Below are 18,019 nucleotides of genomic sequence, written 5' to 3'. Positions count from 1 at the left end.
TATTATATACTCCATTATAATTGTTTTACAATTGTGGAACAGGCATCCTGCCTGTTTATTTATTTATTAGCTAAAACCAAAGGTCTTACAGTCAAATTTCCAGTCAACTCACCATTCAACATTTGTTGGTAAATTTCAACTAATTCATCATTTAGCTTGGTCATGTCATAATTTGCTTCAACACGCGCGCGACCTGCTCTACCCATTTTTGCCCAATCTTCTGAATGTTCGATAAGATAAATTAATTTTTCTGCAATAGCGTCTGCGTCATGCTCTGGTACTAAAAATCCAGAAATTCCATCTTCTACTAATTCGGGAATACCACCATGTAATGTACTAATTACAGGTAAACCCATTGCCATTGCTTCTTTGAGAGTATTAACTGGTGCGTCTTGATTTCCGTCTTTACCAGTTACACTAGGAGCAACAAATATATGACATTTATCGAGTATTTCAACAATTTCTTTTTGCTGTTTCCATCCTAGCAGCTTAACGATATGGCTAACATTGAGTTCTGCACTTAAGGCTTCAAACTTTTCTCTGAGTGTACCATCACCAATTACATTATATTCTAAACATGGGTAAGTTGTCGCTACTTTCGCAATAGCTCTAATTACATATTCAATACCCTTTTTTTCTACAAGGCGCCCTGTAGTAGCAATTCTAATAACTCCATCATTAGGAAAGTGACGCTCTTTAAAGAAAAACTTACTGGTATCAATTCCTGAACCATGAACATGAATCATATTGGCATCGCAACCTAGCGCAACTGCTTTATTTTTGAAAAAGTCACAGTTAGCTAAGAAAAAATCTGTTTCTTGGAATAATTCCTTATAAACTTTATCACCCCATTTCGGTAGGAACTTACTAATGTCTGAACCGCGAAATGTTGAAATTAATTTGCCTTCAATTAAACCAAGTTGCCGAAACCACACACCAAACACACCCAAGGTACTAAATTGACAGTGGATAATGTCGTATGATTTCTTTTCCAAAAAAGGTATTGCTCGGTAGAGCATTTTTAATGATTTCGCTTGACTAACATATCGAGAAGTATTGAGTAATTGCAGACAAACTGAAGGATTTTTATGAAAGTTGACTAGCAGTAGACCTAAGCCTTTAATCCAACGCCATAGTTCATTTTCAGGTCGAGTTGGTGCGTAAATTGTACGCTCTAGCAGATTATATTGCTCTACTAATGGATGTACTTTTGATGTGTCTTCAGGTGGTCCATCGAGTGAGTAGATATCAACTTCGTGTCCACGCTCTATTGTACCTGCAATTTGGTTTAAAATAAATGGTTCTGATAGCACAGGAAAGTGTGCAACAAAGAATGCTACTTTCATAATTATTTTAGTTTAAACACGAATGAACTCTTGTGTATTTTGTGCCTGCACTTGCTCAGGTAAGTTAGAAGTTAGCATTTGCTGATAAATTGCGACTAATTCATCATTGAGCTTATTCATGTCGTATTTTTCTTCAACGCGCGCGCGTCCTGAAGCACCCATGTTTTCCCAGCGTTCGGGATGTTCTATTAAATAAACTAATTTTTTGGCAATAGCCGAAGCATCACGTTCTGGTACTAAAAATCCAGAGATATCATCTTGAACTAATTCGGGAATACCACCATGTATGGTGCTAATTACTGGTAAACCCATTGCCATTGCTTCTTTGAGAGTATTAACTGGTGCATCTTGATTTCCATCAGCAGCAGTAACACTGGGAGCAATAAAAATATGAGAATTATCAAGAATTTCGACAATTTCTTTTTGCTGTTTCCATCCTAATAATTTGACGATATGTCCAACATTCAATTCATTAATTAGCTGTTCAAATTGTTGTTTTAATTCACCATCTCCAATTATATTATATTCAATATTTGGGTGTGATGCTGCGATTTTTGCAATAGCACGAATAGCATACTCGATACCTTTCTTTTCTACCAGGCGCCCTGTAGTGGCAATTTTAATTTTACCATTAACAGGTTTAGGACGAGGCTTGAAGGAGAATTTAGTGCAATCTAGTCCTGAACCGTGAACTACAAGTCTTTTTGCGTCACAACCTAAATTAATCGCACGGTTGCCAAAAAATTCACAGTTGGCAAGAAAAAATTCGCCTTCTTTAAAAAGTTGGTCATAAACATTGGCGCCGTTTTCTTGAACATATTTACTAATATCGATACCACGGAACGTAGTAATTAACTTACCTTTAATTATACCAGCATCGCGGTAAGCAAGAGCAATAGGCGCCAAAGTTCCAAATTGACAATGAATAATGTCATACGAACCATCTTGAAGTAGTGATACAGTTCGATACAAAGTTTTTAAATTTGCGACTTCATCACCATATTTACTAGAATCCAAAAGCTGCAAAGTTTTGAAAGAACCTTTATGGATATTTTTTAAAAACAAACCCACACCCTTTAAGAAACGTACATACCAGTTTTCAGGAACAATAGGAGGAAAATAAGTACGCTCAAGTAATTTATATTCTTCAACAACAGGATGAACTTTACCAGTATAGTTTTTTGGTAAACCATTCACAGGATGAATATGAACATCATGCCCACGTTGAATTAAACCTATAATCTGATTAAGAATAAAAGCTTCTGACAATACTGGAAAACGCCAAACTATAAATGCTATTTTCATCTTATTCTCCTCAATAATTACTCATTAATCAAAAACTGAAATAACTCTTTTCTTGTCTTGTCTTGTCTTGTCTTGTGGAGCGGGCATCCCTGCCCGCCCTATAAACATCACCCAAATTCATCCCCTGTACAATCGGTGGATGATGCTCCCCAGGATATTGAATACTACAAAGAGTTCCTTTTTCCACTTGCAACCGCTCTACTTGATTTAAATCCATACCAAGAGCTTGACCAATTAAGTTTTTGATAATTTCTTCTTTTGCGACAATTAAACCAGTCACTAAATTATTTGAATTTGCAGTAATTTGATTAATAATTCCTGTTTGCCAAACTTCTGGCAACTCATCTTCAAACACTTCTGAATATACTGTTTCTGAATGATGTTGAATGACTTTTTGTACTATGGTGTGCGAATCATCAACTATACTACTTAAACAAAACCGGATTTTAACTGAGTTAAGTTGTTCTGCTAAACTATTGATTTGTTCAGCACTGGCACCCGAAGGTATAAGCAGAAGACGTAAACCTTTACCACCTTCTTGAGGTTTAGGAAGATATTCCCCAACATGGGAAGCCAAATTCATTATCTCCAGGCGCCCTGATTCTAAAGTACCATCAGGAAAATTCAATACGCTAATACCGCAGTTTGATTGTTGAATACAGTGGTAGCGGTCGGGAGTAATGCCAAGGGCTGTACTAATTAAAGCACGATTTGTACCACCATGAACTACTAGTAAAATAGTCTCACCAACGTGACGTAGTAGTACTTGGCGCCAAAATTTATGTACTCGGTCGTAAAGGTCTAATGCAGGGTGTATATAAGTATTTTGATTAGGAATCTCCATACGAAATTCATGGGGAAACTGTTTCCAAGTGCGATATTCTTGAGGAAAGTTTTCTTTCACATATTCAAACGCTTTTCCTTGCCAAGCGGGTAAATCTGTTTCTCGTAATAATTCGCTTGCACAAATGCTTTCAGGATTCAATGAAGGCGCCATTACCCCTAAAATTTCTTTAGCAGTTTGTTGTGCGCGCTGCAAAGAACTGGTGTAAATTGCATCAAATTTTAACCCTTGGAGGAAATTTCCAGTTTTATGAGCATCGCTGTATCCAAGTTCAGTTAATACAGATTCGTCACTACAACCTTGATATAATCCCAGAGAATTATAAGTGCTTTGCCCGTGACGCACTAAAATAACACGGGTTGCTTTGCATTCCTTAAGCTTCAAGTGCATAAGTATCCCCTTTAGTAATAATAGTTTGCATACGGTATAGAGTTGCGTAACGACTACCCAAACGCATAAGCTCTCTATGAGTACCTTGCTCTAAAACACGTTCACCCTCTATATACAGAATAATATCTGCATTTTCTACCGCTCTCAGGTCATGAGAAATAACAAATGTCGTTCGACCTTCGGTAAGTTTTGCGAGTGCTGCGTTAACAGTACGCTCACTAGCATTATCTAAACCTGTGGTTGGTTCATCTAAAATAATAATTGGCGCCTGACGAATTGCAGCACGAGCAATTGCGACACGTTGCCTTTGTCCCCCCGAAAGTGTACCACCCCGTTCGCTTAAAATTGTGTCGTAACCTTGGGGTAGTTTCATTATAAAGTCGTGGGCATTAGCTAGACGCGCTGCTTTTTCTACTTCTTTTTCGGTGGCGCCAAGTCTACCATGAGCTATATTTTCTTTAACACTTGCAGCAAATAATACGCTGTCTTGTAAAACCACGCTAATTTGTTGTCGTAGAGAATCTATTGTATATTCTCTAATATCTTGACCATCAATTAAAATTCGACCCGCTTCGGGGTCATATAAACGTAGAATAAGACTAAGTAAAGTTGATTTGCCGCTTCCAGATGGTCCGACTACTGCGACTTGTTGCCCTGGTTGAACAACAAAGCTGACATCTTGTAATATTTCTGTACCTGTATCGTAGCCGAAAGAAACGTTTTCAAATCGTACTGTACCAAAGAAGGGATGTGCTTTTTTGGCACTAGGGTTATCGCGTACATTCGGCTCATAGTCCAAAAGTTCTACTACCCGTTCTCCAGAAGCTGTTGCTTTCGCTATTTGTCCGACTTGGTTGGAGAGTTTCCGCATCGGTTCAAAGGCATTTCTGAGGTAGGTCATAAATACCAGCAGTTCCCCAGGACTAAGTTCTTTATGCAAAACTACATGGGAACCGCGCCATAATACTATAGCTATAATAATTGCCATCAAAATCTGGACAATTCTTTCTAGCGCTGCTGATAATCTTAAAGATTCGATAGCTTCGTCTAGACTTTTTTGGTTTTGCTGTGAAAAAATGCCGTGTAGCATTTCTTGGAGAGATAGAACTTGCACTACCTTAATGGCGCCTATTGTCTCACCAGTTGTAGCAGCTAAAACACCTTCGGAGTCACGATGTTGTTTTGCAAATTTGCGAATGCGACTAATCATGTTTTTTGTCAACAAGGTTAGTATCGGAAAAATGGTCATTGCTACTAACGCTAATTCCCAGTTAAGAAAAAACATGATTACTAGCATCCCCAGCAGAGATAGAACGTTAGTAATTAAAGGTAAAGCTGTTTTAACAGTGACAGTCCGCATTTTTTCAATATCAGATGTGACGCGGGTAATTAAGTCACCACTTTTAGACTTTTGGTGGAAAGAGAGGGAGAGACTTTGTAAGTGGTTGAATAGATTACCACGTACCTCTGATAACACTCTAATTACAGCTAAGGACATTCCGTAAGTACTTAGGTATGCAGCCATGCTACCCACTCCAGTTATAACTACAATTGATATTGCTGATAAAGTGAGCAATGCAATTGGACTAAGACCGAAGTGATTTGCAGTGTTTGCGGTGTTGTTATGAGCAGGTATAAGAATATAGTCAAAGACATATTTTAAGGGCCAAGGCTCCAATAAACGTAAACCAGTTTCAAGTAATAGTGCGAAGAAAGAGCCAATAATTAAAAGTCTTTCTTTACGGATATATGGGGAAAATTTCCGCAAAATCCTTGTGATTCCTGGTATAACTCCTTTTAAATCTTTTTCTTTGGAGCGCTTACTCATTAACTATCTCTCCCTTGTGTTTATTTGCTAATTGATCCCCCCTAACCCCCCCTTAATAAGGGGGGGAACTGGAGTTAAGATTTACATTGAGTAAGAGGTATATTATTACTCTCAAAGCCCCCCTTATTAAGGGGGGTTGGGGGGATTTTATCAAGATACTCTTTCAAAAAATTATTCGTATTTTCGGCGCCACTCATATCAAAAACTGGTTTATCCTCGGTGTTAGCAGCTTTTTTACTGAGACATTCAAGAATTTTCTCGGCTAGATAAAATGGTTTTAAATTGTCAGGATGAATAAAATCAACGAGACCCATTTGTTCTAGCTTAATAGTCCGCACTAATTGTTCTTTATCTTGATTTTCGTGACCAATTGGAACAACTATCGCGCGCACTCCTGTACTAAGAAGGTTCATAGTAGTATTATACCCACTTAAGCTAATAGATATATCAGCTGTTTTCATGTAGGCAAGTAGCTCTGAAGTATATCTTTCTATATGAATATTATCTATATTAGAAGCAGCTTGTTTTAATTTTTCTACTTTCTCTTCTGGCATGAAAGGTCCAGTAAATATTTTGACTACATGAGGCATTCCTTTGTCAAAAATCGAACTAGCTTCCACAACAGTCTCTAGAAGCTCATGTCCAATTCTACCACCGCCGACGCTAACTAATATTTTTGTTTTTTTGGAATTACTGGCGCCCCAAAGTTTGTTAATATCAATATCGTTATCGTTGAAAGTAGGCGCCTGTGTAACAAACCCAGTATGTACAATGTCGCTTTTTATATCCTGATGTCTAGAGAAGCTTTCTGTAAATGTTTGGAAATTTGAGTCAGAGTGGAACAGTAATAAATCAAAGAAACGGTTCATTAAATAACAAATTATTTCCTCTTCTTCTACATCACTTTCTTTGCCAATCACATCACGTAAACTACTAGCTATTTTAGTATTAGGACTTGTAGATTTTATATGCTCAACAAAAGGAAGTAATTCAAACAAAAGCTTGTGTCTACCAAAAGGAAAAAATTCAGTAATTAAACAATCTGGTTGAATTCTATCAAATTCAGAAATGAGAAGATTTTTTCTAAACTCTTTAACTTCCTCAACACTTAAAGAACTATCACCAACTGTAAATTGACCATTTTCTAACCACAGCGCAGGTAATCTAATAATTTCCACTTCGGGTGGCATTTCAAATCCTTCAATAACAGGGCCACCATTGATAAAATAAACTTTAAAATCTTTAACTAAACTGCGTACAATTTCTGTGCTTCTAACTAAATGCCCCATACCACTTAGGTATTGGCAGTAAAACATAATTTTTTTCATGAATAATTTTTCCTTAGTTATTAATTAATGGCTAACAACTAGAGATGGTGCAGAATATTCTTGGTATATTTTTGTGAGTTGACGGTTGTAAACTGATTGAGACATTAACATTAAAATTTGGTCACTAACGCGCGGTAAACCGTTCATATCTAACTGATAATCTGAACTTTTCTCAGTTTGTAACTGACTTAAAATAGTATCAAGTAAAATTTGAGAGTCAATATTATCTGGGTGAACTACTTTAAATAAACCCAGATTTGCCATTTTTTCGGCTCTAATTGATTGTTCTTGAGATGGCTTACTGCGCGGTATAATTACAGCAGGTTTACGAGCAGATAAAATTTCACAAACTGTATTGTAACCTGCCATTGATACAATTGCGTCTGCTGCTTGCATGTAGCTCATTAAATCATCTGTAAATTCCCCTATTTGCACTCTTGGATTATTTTCTGCTGCCTGAAATACGAGTTGCTTTTGGTCAGCAGGCATTTCCGGTCCACAAATTATTAAACTTTTAATGCTATTTTGTTCTGGTAGCAGTGCTAAAGCTGATAGATATGAGTCAACTAATTGATAACCGTCTTCACCACCACCTGGAGTTACCAAAATCAAACTTTCTTCTTTAGATACATCTAATTGCTTTCTAATGAAGCTTGGATGTACGAAACCTGGTTGACGACCGATGTAACCACAATAGCGAGTTTTTTGAGTAATAATTGGTGAAAATTGATATTCTTTAGCTACATCAAAAACATCTGGTGTTCCAACAACAAGTATTTGATGGTAGAACCTTTCTATCGTTTCTTGATAGTGGTGTTTTTGCCACTCGCTTATAGTTTTTTCAGGAGAATCAAGAATATCTCGTAATAGTAGAACAAGTTTGGTATCTGGAAGTTTCTCTTCAAAATATTTTAGAGTACTAGTTAATTCGTTCTTTAACCCGTAAGGCTTTTTGTCTACTAAAAATAAATGTGGTCTAAAGTTAATTGCTGCTGATAAGATTAACTCGGAACGGAGTTTAACTGTTTCCTCAACACCCATACCTAAATACTTAACAGCAACTTCACCTGTTTCACCTCTGTTTAGACAAGGAAGTTTAATGTAATCTAAACCTTTGGGTAAGCGAAAACCTTGAAGCATGGGTGAACCCGACAGCAACAAAATCGAAAGTTCTGGAATTTCACTTAGCAGGTGTTCACAAATTGCTAACATTCGACGGATATTGCCAAGTCCGTATGCGTCGTGGGAGTAGACCAGCAGTCGCATAATTTTTTCCTTTGTTTTGATTTTGTATTTATTCTGTGTTTTACTTATATACAGTTTGTCTGATGCGGATGAGTTCTTTATGAAGTTTTTATGAGAAACTTCTCACGAAAGTAGTAAAAATGCCAAAATAAAAAACAAAACATGTAGTGAGAATAATTCTATTTATCTAAGGGCACTTCTTTAGTAGAATCTTGGGGCAAGACAATCGTAAAAGTAGACCCTGTTCCTAATATACTTTTGAGATATATTTTACCGCCATGAGCTTGAGCGATAGCCCTAACGATAGATAGCCCTAGACCAGCACCTTCCGAACGTCTGCGACTGTTTGATGCGCGCGCAAATCTTTCAAATATTCGTTTTTGGTCGTCAGTTGCAATTCCTTCTCCTGTATCCTGTACCCAAAAACGTACTTTGCCTTTAGATACACCCGAACCAATCGAAATAGTATCACTTTCCTTAGTATGCTGTGTAGCGTTTTGTGCCAAATTCATAACAGCTTGTGTTAATCTTTGGCGGTCTACAACCATTGTACCAGTAGCGGATGTATCAAATTGCCAATTCCTAACTGCTAAAGCTTTGGCTTTAGTAAAAAGTTCCTCAGTTAAAGTGGCAATATTCACCACCTCTAACTTCAAAAAATCAGGACGTTCCGTCTTTGCTAGTAAAATCAAATCATCAACGAATCGAGATATGCGGTCAAGCTCATCTATAACTATCGCTAAAGTCTCCCTTTGTTCTTCTGGGTCATCTCCCATAAGTTCCAAGTGTCCACGAATAATAGTAATGGGAGTACGGAGTTCGTGACCTGCATCATTCAAAAAATCGCGCTGAGTACTAAACGCGACTTCTAACCTATCCATCATCGCGTTGAATGTAGTCGTGAGTTGGGCAATCTCACCACTCCCTTGCACGGTAATGCGTTTAGTTAACTCGGATTCGTTAATTTCTTGGGCTGTTTTTACTAATAGACGTAATGGAGATAATATTTTACCCGATATCAACCATGTTAAAAGTAATACAAATAGCAGTACGAATATTGTAACCTCGACTACAATTTGTATAGCATCTAAAGCTTCTTGGCGTTCACCCGCAGTCGTATGTGCGACTACAAATACACCCATGATTTCGTTGTTGATTCTAATGGGTTCGGCTATATAGAGAACGCTGTCGATATTTTCATCATCAAAGTCCTCTTCCTCTTGAGACGGTTTTGTTAACTTTTCCCAACGTTGCATTAACGGAGAATCAAAATCCATAACATCAGGTAATCCTCGCGGATTTGACTTGTAAAAATCACCATTAAGAATGGCGATGTAAAAAACATCATCATCCGGTAGTTCATCCGTCAAATGAATCTCCACGACCCTAGTTAGTCTTTAATATTTTTTGGCGCCTCCCAATTAATAACATCATTTCTACGGCTCAATCGCTCTCTATCATCGTCATCTGCGCTTTTCAAACCAAGTACGACGATACTTTTAAACTCCTCCATTTCTTCAACTAACTCACCCTGCACGCGTGCCTGAACTTGTGCAAACAAGCGCTGACGAATCAGTGGTAGCGTGACTGAAACAAAAAAACCGAGTAATATTAAGTACCATATCAAAATCCGAGTACGCGCTTCGCCGAAAAATATGAACCACCGATTGAGATTCATGAATGGAATATTTACAGTAAATTTATCAAATATTAGTATCTTTTTATTCACAACTAAACAGGATGTTATTAATTTGCCTCAGTTGTTACAGTATATTTACGTATTTTTTTTGTCAATAGATTTATTATTACAATAATACAAATACATATGTAGGGACACGGCATTGCCGCATCCCTAACAAAAATTAATTATTTCTGTATAGACGATAGAAACGCGGTAGAGACGCGATTAATCGCGTCTCTACAGACAGAAGAGTTTGAAATGCACTTTAGTAAGTAGCCACTAATTCGGCGCCAACAGATGGTGTTGATGTAATATCTTTGTGTGTAGGACGACCAATACCTATATATTGGAAACCTGAAGCAGTTAAAACTTCTGGGTCTAGGAAATTGCGTCCATCAATGATGATTTTGCTTATCATTTTCTCACCGAGTTTGGCGTAATCTAATTTACGGAATGATTGCCACTCGGTAATAAGTACTAATGCATCACAGCCATCAGCAAGTTGAACTGCGTCGCTTTCAACTTTTACGTCAGAAAGACCATGTGCCATCCCAGTTTGAGCAATTATTGGGTCGTATGCTTTAACTTTGGCGCCTAATCGATTCAACTGTTCGATTAAAATCAAAGCGGGTGCATCACGCATATCATCGGTGTCTGGTTTGAAAGTTAAACCTAATAACCCGATGGTTTTACCTTTGAGTATTTTCAAAACTTGTTGTAATTTTTCTAACGCAATCAACTTTTGACGTTCGTTGACAGCTACCGCTTTTCTCAATAACTGAGCATCATAACCATAGTCAACAGCGGTATGAATTAATGCAGAAACATCTTTGGGAAAGCACGAACCACCCCAACCAATACCAGCTTGGAGGAATTTTTTACCAATACGTGAGTCTAAACCAATACCTTGAGCGACTTGAGTAACATCGGCACCTACTCGGTCGCAAATATTCGCAACTTCGTTAATAAAGCTAATTTTCGTCGCTAAAAATGCATTCGCTGCGTATTTAATCATTTCTGCGGATGAAATATCTGTTTCGACCACAGGAACAGGAAGCAAAAATGGATCTTCTGCAAACCTACGTGCAATGATTGGGGCATAAAGTTTTCGCATCATCGCAATTGCTTTTGTACTGTTGCTACCCAAAACAATTCGGTCGGGGTTAAAGGTATCAAAGACAGCAGACCCTTCACGTAAAAACTCTGGGTTGCTAACTACGTCAAATCCAGCAATTGTTTGTTGACGTTCGGCAACTCCATCTAACACAATTCTTTTTACCCAGTCACCTGAACCAATTGGTACTGTTGATTTATTGACAATTACTTTGTAACCACCGTTGAGATGCGAACCAATACCGCGCGCTACTGCTTCAACATATCGTGTATCGCTTTCACCTGTGGGTAATGCAGGAGTGCCAACTGCAATAAATAAAATTTCACCATGCGCGACACCGGCGCCTAAGTCTGTAGTAAATTCTAAGTTTCCGGCTTGCATCGCCGCTTGCATAATTTCTGCCAATCCAGGCTCAAATATAGGAGATTGACCAGATTGCATGAGGGCAACTTTATCAGCGTTGTTGTCAATACAAATAACATGATGCCCAATATGTGCCAAACATGCCCCTGTAACTAAACCAACGTATCCTGTGCCTATAACGCAAACACGCATCACGGTAATCCTCCCAATTATTTTGCACGTCAGAGACACTTACTAGGTGTCTTCTTGCTTATGCACATAATCGCTGTTACGGATGAGTTCTTTATGAAATTTTTATGAGAACCTTCTCATGAAGATTATTTAAAATAACAAGCAACTAAGTAACATGTATAAAATATCACTAATTTAGTCCTCGTATAAATCAGGAGCAGGATTACCTTTTTCATCAAAATATAATTCTTCTTCAATTTCACCGTCGGTAATATCTACTTCGTAAAATATTCCTTTAGGAGTAATTTCAATTTCGTATTTTGTAATCACAAAGTTAGGACGTTGTTTTTTGATTTTTTGTAACACAGCTTCAGGAAATTCTTTCTCTGATACATAATATTCGGTTTCTAGCCATTCACCATTAGCTGAAAATTCTGCTTCGTATTTAATATTATTTTGAATAAAAACTGCTTCATAGCCATAATAATGTTTTTGCCAAGTCCGAGATATGTCAGGAGAATACTTGGTGTTGAAGGCTTTTTCTACAACTGTTGGTACTAGAATTTGCTTTCGCGAATTTTCGAGGTTGCTACAAGCATTAAAAAGTACAAATAGCAGCGCACTAATTGCCCAAACAAAAATTACTTTTTCTAACATGGCTACTTAAAGGCGCTAATTCGTTCTATTAAGGGGTGCTTTTAAGGGTAGCACTATAGTGAACGTGGCGCCTGTACCAAGTTGGCTTTCAAGGATGATTTTTCCGCCGTGAGCTTCTGCAATAGCTTGAACTATCGATAACCCTAAACCAGCACCTTCAGAACGACGACGACTATTAGCAGCGCGCGCGAAACGTTCAAATATTCTTTGTTGGTCAGAAAGTGAAATACCTTCTCCACTATCGCGCACCCAAAATTTGATTTCACCTTTACTAATAGCTGACCCAATAGCAATGGTATCTGTATTTTTGGTATGTTGCGTCGCATTTTGTGCCAAATTCATTATGGCTTGAGTCAAACGCTGACGGTCAGCAACAATTCGACATGAACAAACACTTTCTAGTAACCAGTTACGTTCAGCCAAAGCTTTGGCTTTAATAAATAACCCTTCTGTTAAAGTTTGGACACAAACTGTTTCTAACTGTAAAAAATCTGGTCGCTCTGCCTTTGCTAGCAAAACCAAATCATTCACAAATCGACTCATTCTGTCGAGTTCATCCATTACTATCACTAAAGTTTCTTCGATTTCCTCTGGGTTGTCATTATCCATCAACTCTAAATGACCACTAATGATAGTAATAGGAGTTCGCAATTCATGCCCAGCATCGTTAATAAAATTTATTTGACTGATAAAAGCAGCTTGCAACCTATCCATCATTTCGTTAAAAGTTGTTGCAAGTTCCGCTAGTTCTCCTTCTCCCTTGACAGCAATACGCTGATTTAAATCGGATTCTCCAATTTTACGGGCAGTTTTGGAAAGCGCGCGCAAAGGAGCAAGAATTTTTCCAGAGGCAAACCAAGCTAGCACTAACGCAACAAATAGAGTGAATGAACTGACTGTAATTACCACCGATACAGCTTCCAGTACTTCCGCACGTTCTCCAGCAGTAGTGTGAGCAACTACAAATACACCCATGATTATGCCATTAATTTTTACTGGCTTCGCTGAGTAAATTATGTCACCAACATCACTATATTCCGTTTGTATTTCTCCTCTTTGTGGTTGAGTTAGTAGTGCCCAACGTCGGATTATTCTTGAATCTCTATCAAGTATTGCAGGTCTAGCTCTAGGGCTAGATTTATAAAATTTTCCATCTGTTAGCACAATCAAAAATGTATCGTCTTGGGGAAGTTGATTTCCTAAATATGCATCAAAAAATTCTTTTAACTCTGTTTTATAAGATGGAAATTTAGCAAGACGTTGGTCTGATTCTCGAAGTAACTGAGCAGCCTCTTTAATCTCTTCTGAGATTATATCATTATTAGTAGCTGTGCTTTGTTCAGAGATTAATTCCTTAAATATCGCTATTTTTTCTTCAAGATCTTCATGCACACGCACATTTACGCGCGCGTACAAAGCTTGACGAAATGCTGGTATAGAAGCTGCAAATATAAAGCTAATTATTACAACATACCATAGAAGAATACGAGTACGTGCTGCCCAAAAAAAGCCTTTGCCATTTTCTAAGCGATTGATGACCTCTAATTTTTGTACGCTCAAATTTTTAGACATCAAACCTCAAACTCTAAAATTAATAATTTTTAATTTAGCTTTATAATTTATTTTTTTAAATAAGACTTCACTTTTTCTATTAAATCACCAAACCTAAATGGTTTAGTTACATATTCATTGGCGCCTAAACTCAGCGCAATATCACGATTACATTCATCATTAATTGCAGTTACAATAATGATTGGTAACTTTTCTCCTTTACTACGAAGTTCTTTTAATACAGCCCAACCATCTTTAACTGGTAGACCTAAATCAAGCAATAGCAACTCAAAATCTTCATCTACAGCCATTTTTAATGCCTCTTCTCCATCGGGAGCAACTGCGGTTACAAATCCATTTTTCTTAAACCCTTTTTGCATCAAAGCAGCCAAACGTTCTTCATCTTCAGCGATTAATATACGGTTCATAGTTATAAATTATGATTTTAATTCAAAAATCGTACTCGATCTCCTCCATATTACCAATAGGTGTAAACAAAATTCATTTATGCAATTTTTATCCAAAATTACAAATTTTTTTTACCTGATTTATTTTTGCGGCTTTATACAGGATTCAGAATGTAAACAATTATCATTGAAACAATAATATCTGTACAACGAAAAATATAAGCCTAAACACCAATATCCTACAGGTGAATGAATATGTCATGAAAACCTGATGAGAAAATTCTCATGTTCGTAAACGATAACCCATTCCTCGCACAGTTTCAATTAAGTTGCCGCCAAGTTTTTTTCGTAAATAGCCGACATAGACATCGACAATATTAGAACCTGGGTCATAGTCGTAACCCCACACCCTATCTAACAATTGCTCGCGACTTAATACTTGTCCGGGATGACGGAAGAAGGTTTCAGCTAGGGTAAATTCGCGTGCGGGTAGTTCAATTGTTTCTTCGCCCACTTTTAGTTTACGTGTGCGTAAGTCTAAAACGATGTTTCCGAGCTTAATGACTGTACTTTCTGTAGCTTGTTTGCTAGAGTTACTACGTAGCCTTGCCTTAACACGAGCTAGCAATTCTTCAAATCGAAAAGGTTTGGTCATGTAATCATCGGCGCCTGCTTCAAAACCTGCAACTTTATCCTGAATGTCATCACGGGCAGTTAAAATAATCACTGGGACATTTTCACCTTGTCCGCGTAAATCTTCTAAAATCTCCAAGCCATCTTTGCCTGGAAGTCCTAAATCTAGAATCAATAAGTCAAAAATACTACTATTAGCCATATCAGCAGCAGATTTGGCATCAACTGCCACAGATGTGGTAAAACCATGAGAACGCAAACCTTTTTCAATAAAAGCGGCAATGCGGGGTTCATCTTCAGCGATGAGAATTCGATTCATTGATGCATTCCTCTTCGTAATGGTTTCAAAAACAAAGCAATCACAACAGTAAAGGTAATTTCTATTTTACTTTTTAGAAATATTTTATACTAAAAATATTTTTCCACTTTAGAGATTGAATTAAAACTCTTGGAAATTGCTAGATCAAGAAGAATCCTATCATCTTTCTACGTATACTATGTAGCATTTGTGCCAGATGGGTAACTGTCCACGTTAGTATATAGCGCTCTTAACGCATAATTACATATTCCGTGCTATTATTAAACCAGAGAGAATTATTTTCGGCTACGTGACTAAGCTATAGAGATGCTAGGACAGATTGCCATAGAAGCCTTCCCGGATATAAAATCTCTAAACCTATAAGGTTCGAGAGGTGCGATATGCCAGTTGGTGTAGTAAATTTATTGCATAAGGTTGGCTCAAACAGTTGCCATTGCTTAGGTAAGAAGGTTTTATAATTCGTGCTGTTCGAGAAATTTTGCTTTAATCCCTATAGTTGTTTCGTAAGGAAGTAAGCTCGTTTTGTCGCTTTAGAAAGCAAAATCGAAAGTTTTAAAATATCAGAATAAAAGCAATCAAAAATTCAATAATCAAATAATTTGAGAGATTTTTATGTCAGTTTATGTGAGCAATTTATCTTCTGAAGTTAAAGAATTAGAGCTTAAGCAAATATTCTCACAATACGGCTCTGTAAGGAGAGTGCGATTACCGATCGATAAAAAAACAGGTGAGAAGAGAGGATTTGCTTTTATCGATATGGAAACAGATGCTGAGGAGGCAGTTGCAATTAAGGCACTCTTAGGCGCCGAGTGGATGGGTCGTACTCTCAAAGTGAATAAAGCTATTACTAAGGTACAAGTAAGTCCACTGTGGTGCAATTTGTAATGCTTTAATGCAGTTCGCGCATCATTATTTAAACTAAATGTTCTTGTATGAATTATTTTTGTGGTTTATTTCTTAATAATTCTTACGCCCGTGTCTTTGTGGTTCATTCATTGTAGAGACGTGATTAATCACGTCTCTACGTGTGAATAATGTGAAAATTATGTCACTGCACAGCCTATAAGCCTATGCTACAAGATTAATACAAAGGCACTGGCATAGGTTGCGAGGGATTTTGAGGTTTATCTATTGAAACTATTACTGGTTCTGAGATTTTGTAGCGAAATGTTAAACAATGTTGCGAATAAGTCAAATATTGTAGCTTCGTAGAGAAATCGAGCGAAAGTACATGATAGGATGCTTTCGATGATATAAAAAAGTATGGGAGAAGACCTTTGGCACTACGGGTTGCTGTTGTTGGCTCAGGTCCAGCTGGTTCATCTGCTGCCGAAATCTTGGCAAAAGCTGGTATCGAAACTTATTTGTTTGAGCGGAAACTAGATAATGCGAAGCCCTGCGGAGGCGCCATCCCCTTATGCATGGTTAGCGAGTTTGATTTACCTAGTAACATCATTGACCGTCAAGTACGGAAAATGAAAATGATTTCGCCCTCTAACCGCGAGGTCGATATCAATCTTATAAAAGAAGATGAGTATATAGGTATGTGCCGTCGCGAGGTGCTAGATGGCTACCTTCGTGACCGTGCAGCGAAACTTGGCGCCAATTTAATTAATGCGACAGTTCATAAATTAGATATTCCCACAAATAATACAGACCCTTATACCATTCATTATGTAGACCATACTGAAGGCGGGGCACAGGGTATCGCCAAAACCCTGAAAGTCGATATGATAATTGGGGCAGATGGCGCCAACTCTCGCATCGCTAAAGAAATCGATGCAGGAGATTATAACTATGCCATAGCTTTCCAAGAGCGCATTCGCATTCCAGATAGCAAAATGGCGTATTACGAAGATTTAGCGGAAATGTACGTTGGTGACGATGTTTCCACTGACTTCTATGCTTGGGTATTCCCCAAATACGACCACGTTGCTGTTGGTACTGGCACGATGCACATTAATAAAGCCAGCATTAAACAACTTCAAGCTGGTATTCGTGCGCGCGCTGCAAGAAAGCTCGAAGGCGGTAAAATTATTAAAGTCGAAGCACACCCAATTCCCGAACATCCCCGTCCACGTCGAGTTGTCGGTCGGGTTGCATTAGTTGGTGATGCTGCCGGTTATGTTACCAAGTCATCGGGTGAAGGTATTTACTTTGCCGCAAAATCTGGACGGATGTGCGCTGAAACTATTGTTGAATTATCCAATAACGGCGCCACTATTCCAACTGAAGCTGACTTAAAAGTCTACATCAAACGCTGGGATAGAAAGTACGGATTAACTTACAAAGTACTCGACATTCTACAAAACGTTTTCTACCGTTCCGATGCAACTCGCGAAGCTTTTGTAGAAATGTGTGCTGACCTTGATGTACAAAGACTGACATTTGACAGCTACTTGTACAAAACAGTAGTACCGGCAAACCCCATTACTCAGCTGAAGATAACCGCTAAGACCATCGGTAGCTTACTTCGGGGTAATGCTCTCGCACCATAGTCATCAATAGCGATTTTTATTGCAGCTAATACCACAAAACATTTCGCAGTGGCGCCAAGCACGTTTATATAACGCGGTGGCATCACTGCGAATAATTTTATTTATATTTGTTCAACTCAGTATTTTTGGTTATAGCTCGTTTATTAATTTATTAATATTTGTATAATCATTTTCGCAATTCGTTATAAAGTAATTAAGTAAGTATTAATACAGCATGTTTTCATACAAACACATCGAAATAATTCTAAGATACTTATAGTATTTGTTATATATTTAGACGTATATGGACGAATAAACGATTCGATTTGTTTCATTGATAAGGATTGACGAAGTTCCCAT

At 37.7% G+C, this 18,019-nt stretch carries 15 protein-coding genes; 2 read left to right on the top strand and 13 right to left on the bottom strand.

Annotation, left to right across the window (positions count from 1 at the left end; genetic code table 11):
• Positions 1–59: 59 nt before the first annotated feature.
• The 13 genes from DSM106972_RS41855 to DSM106972_RS41795 all read right to left on the bottom strand — a co-directional run bounded on the left by DSM106972_RS41855 (position 60) and on the right by DSM106972_RS41795 (position 15,182).
• The gene (locus DSM106972_RS41855) at positions 60–1,346 is read right to left on the bottom strand and encodes a glycosyltransferase (protein ID WP_127086250.1); all 1,287 of its coding nucleotides are present in this window, start codon (positions 1,344–1,346) and stop codon (positions 60–62) included.
• Positions 1,347–1,358: 12 nt separating this feature from the next.
• Entirely contained in the window at positions 1,359–2,651 is a 1,293-nt protein-coding gene (locus DSM106972_RS41850; protein ID WP_127086249.1) for a glycosyltransferase, read from the bottom strand.
• A 28-nt stretch (positions 2,652–2,679) separates the two neighbouring features.
• On the bottom strand, positions 2,680–3,885 hold the full coding sequence (locus DSM106972_RS41845; RefSeq protein WP_127086248.1) for a histidine phosphatase family protein: 1,206 nt from the start codon (positions 3,883–3,885) through the stop codon (positions 2,680–2,682).
• The gene (locus DSM106972_RS41840; RefSeq protein ID WP_127086247.1) at positions 3,869–5,713 is read right to left on the bottom strand and encodes an ABC transporter ATP-binding protein; all 1,845 of its coding nucleotides are present in this window, start codon (positions 5,711–5,713) and stop codon (positions 3,869–3,871) included. The genes DSM106972_RS41845 and DSM106972_RS41840 overlap by 17 nt, the downstream gene beginning before the upstream one ends.
• A gap of 74 nt (positions 5,714–5,787) precedes the next feature.
• Positions 5,788–7,041: a glycosyltransferase family protein gene (locus tag DSM106972_RS41835; protein ID WP_127086246.1), complete on the bottom strand. Its 1,254-nt coding sequence runs from the start codon at positions 7,039–7,041 to the stop codon at positions 5,788–5,790.
• 24 nt (positions 7,042–7,065) lie between these two features.
• Positions 7,066–8,307, bottom strand: a complete 1,242-nt coding sequence (locus tag DSM106972_RS41830; RefSeq protein WP_170213646.1) for a glycosyltransferase family protein — start codon at positions 8,305–8,307, stop codon at positions 7,066–7,068.
• Positions 8,308–8,465: 158 nt separating this feature from the next.
• On the bottom strand, positions 8,466–9,656 hold the full coding sequence (locus DSM106972_RS41825; RefSeq protein ID WP_233787110.1) for a sensor histidine kinase: 1,191 nt from the start codon (positions 9,654–9,656) through the stop codon (positions 8,466–8,468).
• Positions 9,657–9,676: 20 nt separating this feature from the next.
• The gene (locus tag DSM106972_RS41820) at positions 9,677–10,015 is read right to left on the bottom strand and encodes a hypothetical protein (RefSeq protein WP_127086244.1); all 339 of its coding nucleotides are present in this window, start codon (positions 10,013–10,015) and stop codon (positions 9,677–9,679) included.
• A gap of 217 nt (positions 10,016–10,232) precedes the next feature.
• Complete coding sequence (locus tag DSM106972_RS41815; RefSeq protein ID WP_127086243.1) at positions 10,233–11,636, bottom strand: UDP-glucose dehydrogenase family protein; 1,404 nt, start codon at positions 11,634–11,636, stop codon at positions 10,233–10,235.
• Between the two features lie 174 nt (positions 11,637–11,810).
• Positions 11,811–12,272, bottom strand: coding sequence for a PepSY-like domain-containing protein (locus tag DSM106972_RS41810; RefSeq protein ID WP_127086242.1), 462 nt, complete (start codon positions 12,270–12,272; stop codon positions 11,811–11,813).
• Between the two features lie 15 nt (positions 12,273–12,287).
• Positions 12,288–13,844: a sensor histidine kinase gene (locus DSM106972_RS41805; protein ID WP_127086241.1), complete on the bottom strand. Its 1,557-nt coding sequence runs from the start codon at positions 13,842–13,844 to the stop codon at positions 12,288–12,290.
• Between the two features lie 47 nt (positions 13,845–13,891).
• Positions 13,892–14,251 (bottom strand): response regulator transcription factor, encoded by a 360-nt coding sequence (locus DSM106972_RS41800; protein WP_127086240.1) that lies wholly within the window; start codon positions 14,249–14,251, stop codon positions 13,892–13,894.
• Positions 14,252–14,513: 262 nt separating this feature from the next.
• Positions 14,514–15,182, bottom strand: coding sequence for a response regulator transcription factor (locus tag DSM106972_RS41795; RefSeq protein WP_127086239.1), 669 nt, complete (start codon positions 15,180–15,182; stop codon positions 14,514–14,516).
• 612 nt (positions 15,183–15,794) lie between these two features.
• Here DSM106972_RS41795 and DSM106972_RS41790 point away from each other — a divergent pair.
• Both DSM106972_RS41790 and chlP read left to right on the top strand, forming a co-directional pair.
• Positions 15,795–16,067 (top strand): RNA recognition motif domain-containing protein, encoded by a 273-nt coding sequence (locus tag DSM106972_RS41790; RefSeq protein WP_127086238.1) that lies wholly within the window; start codon positions 15,795–15,797, stop codon positions 16,065–16,067.
• A gap of 392 nt (positions 16,068–16,459) precedes the next feature.
• Entirely contained in the window at positions 16,460–17,680 is a 1,221-nt protein-coding gene (gene chlP / locus DSM106972_RS41785; protein ID WP_073623545.1) for a geranylgeranyl reductase, read from the top strand.
• The last annotated feature ends 339 nt before the right edge of the window (positions 17,681–18,019 follow it).

It is taken from the genome of Dulcicalothrix desertica PCC 7102 (assembly GCF_003991905.1).
Lineage (GTDB): Bacteria > Cyanobacteriota > Cyanobacteriia > Cyanobacteriales > Nostocaceae > Dulcicalothrix > Dulcicalothrix desertica.
The sequence above is the reverse complement of the archived record's forward strand: the minus strand, read 5'-3'. Positions and strand labels throughout refer to the sequence as shown.